The sequence below is a fragment of the Clostridium sp. KLE 1755 genome (genome assembly GCF_000466465.2).
Lineage (GTDB): Bacteria > Bacillota > Clostridia > Lachnospirales > Lachnospiraceae > Eisenbergiella > Eisenbergiella porci.
Window position 1 is genome coordinate 1 of the sequence record NZ_KE992740.1, and the last position, 2,955, is coordinate 2,955.

The 2,955-nt window shown below is 50.4% G+C and carries 5 protein-coding genes; all 5 read left to right on the forward strand.

The genetic code is table 11. The features are described 5' to 3' along the window. The first annotated feature begins 202 nt into the window (after positions 1-202). The gene (locus tag HMPREF1548_RS20405) at positions 203-442 is read left to right on the forward strand and encodes an RNA-binding S4 domain-containing protein (protein WP_025488183.1); all 240 of its coding nucleotides are present in this window, start codon (positions 203-205) and stop codon (positions 440-442) included. A 267-nt stretch (positions 443-709) separates the two neighbouring features. Further along, complete coding sequence (locus HMPREF1548_RS20415; protein ID WP_055725930.1) at positions 710-1,438, forward strand: phosphotransferase enzyme family protein; 729 nt, start codon at positions 710-712, stop codon at positions 1,436-1,438. 219 nt (positions 1,439-1,657) lie between these two features. Continuing rightward, entirely contained in the window at positions 1,658-1,948 is a 291-nt protein-coding gene (gene yabP / locus HMPREF1548_RS20420) for a sporulation protein YabP (RefSeq protein ID WP_021638429.1), read from the forward strand. Between the two features lie 40 nt (positions 1,949-1,988). Beyond that, positions 1,989-2,546 (forward strand): spore cortex biosynthesis protein YabQ, encoded by a 558-nt coding sequence (gene yabQ, locus HMPREF1548_RS20425; protein ID WP_051358449.1) that lies wholly within the window; start codon positions 1,989-1,991, stop codon positions 2,544-2,546. Positions 2,547-2,569: 23 nt separating this feature from the next. Continuing rightward, positions 2,570-2,878, forward strand: coding sequence for a septum formation initiator family protein (locus HMPREF1548_RS20430; RefSeq protein WP_021638431.1), 309 nt, complete (start codon positions 2,570-2,572; stop codon positions 2,876-2,878). The last annotated feature ends 77 nt before the right edge of the window (positions 2,879-2,955 follow it).

A 2,955-nucleotide genomic window follows, 5' to 3' on the forward strand; every position in this document is an offset into this window, starting at 1 on the left:
CGCCCTGGTTCCGGATTCTCCTTCCGTTCCTGCGTAGGTTGTGTAATGCGGGGATGAAGGACGGTGGCGGGGAATTTGGTTGAAGAATGTGAGGGGGAGGGCAAAAACCCATAAGCGCAGGAGATGGGGCGGGATGGGGGGATTGTGAGGGAAGGAAGGGTTAGTGCGGTGTTATTTGTTGAGGAAGAGAGGATGAATGAGTATGAGGTTGGATAAGTATTTGAAGGTGTCGCGGTTGATTAAGAGGCGGACGGTGGCGAATGAGGCTTGTGATGCGGGGCGGGTTTTGATTAATGATAAGCCGGCCAAGGCTTCTTCTAATGTGAAGGAGGGGGATGTGATTACGATTCAGTTCGGGAATAAGGATGTGAAGGTGGAAGTGCTGGATGTGCAGGAGACTGTACGGAAGGAAGAGGCGAAGGAGCTGTTTAAGTATCTGTAGGGAAATTGGTGTTGGGATAAATTGAGAACGGGCTTTACTTTTTAGGGGCCCGGGGTTATGATGGGGTCAGGAAAGGCAGGTGAGTCGTTATTATGAGGAATCGGATATTTTTGAATTACGGAAAACGAAGGCATACGGCTCATTTTGCAGGACAATTCTGACGGCATTCATCCTGTTGTTTTTTCGGGCGGTAAATTACGGTGCTTCTGTTTTTCGGGAGTGCCGTTTTTTTATTGTGGAAATTGGTTTGGGCAGGGGTATCCTGCTTTGAAGGCGGTCGCGTCGGTGCCGGGTGAGGAGCTGCTGCGGCTGGAAACGGTTTATGGATGTTTTTATGCATCGGTTTTTGAAGGGGTAGATGGTGTGCAGATGGTGGATTCCGGGTATCCCCGGGAGGCGGTGTACGCGTATGGAAGGGCGCTTGGGCGGCTGCATGCATTGTCTGCGGCGTATGTACCCACGGTGCGGAAGCGGTCGTATGCGGATATCCTGGAATGGATACGGGAAGTCCTGGAGGAGTACGGAGGATCCAAAGGGGCGCGGCAGGAGCTTGAAAAGGTGAGGAAGGCGCTGGATGGCCTTCCGAAGACGGCGGATAACTATGGGCTTGTGCATTATGATTTTGAACCGGATAATGTGTTCTGGGATGCGTCGGAAAGGGTTTGCCGGGTTATTGATTTTGATGACGGGATTTATTGCTGGTATGCGCTGGATCTTGCACAGGTATGGGACAGTCTGGAGGATGAGCTGGAAGGAGAAAAGGAGCGGCTGCCGGAGATAAAGAAAACCTTTCTGGAGGGATATGCCGAAGAGTATGCCTATACGCAGGAGACGGAGTCGATGCTTGCGTTGATGCGCCGGTTTGTGAATCTTCGCAGTTATGCACGGCTTATCCGCTGCGTCAGCTCGCGGACGGCGGAGGAACCGGATTGGCTGGTGGAGCTGAGGGAGAAGCTGAATGGAAAAATCCGGGCGCTGGAGGATGGTTTCAGGTAAGCCGGAGTCATAAATGCGGACCTTCTGACATATATTCTATAAGAAATATGGTTACTGTCTGGCAGGGCAATATATTGAACTGCGCAGGCCGGTGTTTTGCGCCGGCTGTAAAAAAGTGACTCAGGAATGCCGGAATCCATTGCCGGGTGTGGTTGGGGATGGATTCTGGCAGGTACTGTGAAGAAGCCGGACAGTTACATACGTTAGGAGGCCTCAGCTATGGAAGATTTGAATACAACCAGAGTAAGACAGCATAAGATGGTTCTGACGGACAGAGGAATCTGCAATATCACGGGCGTGTGTGATGTGCTGTCCTTTGACGTTGCGGAGGTGCTCCTGGAAACGGAACAGGGGATGCTCATGATAAAAGGAAGCGATCTGCATGTAAGCCGCCTGATGTTAGATAAGGGCGAGGTCGATGTGGACGGTAAAATAGACAGCTTAACCTATTCGGAGAACACTGGCTATGGCGGAAAGGGCGAATCCCTTTTCTCCAGGCTTTTCAAGTAGGTGCGCCGTGAGCCCGGTGATTGCGGGAGAGGGAGTGTTTATGTTGCATTCCTTCCTCCTGGGCGTGATTATTACTTTTATTTATGATTTGTTCCGGATTTTCAGGAGAATCATTCCCCACGGATGGTTCCTGCTTTCGCTGGAGGACCTGGTATTCTGGGTGCTGGCAACGGCAGGTATTTTTTATATGCTTTATTATGAAAATAACGGCATGTTCCGCTGGTTTTCCGTTATCGGCGCGGGCACCGGTATGTTTCTTTATAAGAAAACATTGAGCGCAGCGCTGGTAAATCTGGTGTCAGGGGCCGTTAATAAGCTGATTGCGCTGATTGGGAAAATTTTGTGGAAGCTGAGCGCTCCCATCCGGTTCCTTTGGCGCAAGATGAAGGTCCTTGCAGGCCGGTGTGCGCGCCGTGCGGCGCGGGAGGCAAGAATCCGGCGCAGACAGATAAAATACAGGTTGACTGCATGGGAGAAAGTGATTAAAATGAGGTTATGTAAACGACGGGAGAAAAGGCAGAGCAAACGGCAGAATAAAGAACAGGCAGCAAAGAAACTGAGTGGGAAAAAATTGAGGCGCGGGGAAGCAGAAAGCTGACTTTTCAAAAGAGGTGTTAGATTATGGTAAAAAGAAAAGTGGTTTTCCGCAAGAAGAGGCAGAACCGACTGGGTATGTTCCTGGTTTTGATGGTGGTACTGATGCTTCTTGTGGTTGTTTCCTTAAAGAGCGCGGAGTTAAGGCAGAAGCAGGAGACCTACGCGGCGCGGGAAAGGGTCCTTCAGGAACAGATCGATGCGGAAAAGGCCCGTACGGAAGAGATAGAGGAATACAGGAAGTACACCCAGACCAAGAAATATGTGGAAGAGGTGGCAAAGGATAAGCTGGGGCTGGTAAATGAGGGAGAGATCATTTATAAACCGGATGAATAAGAAAATAAAGGTTCTGCGGCACGGTTAAGGGTGCTGCAGGACTTTTTTTGTGTCACAGTAAAAAATAAACCCCCTGC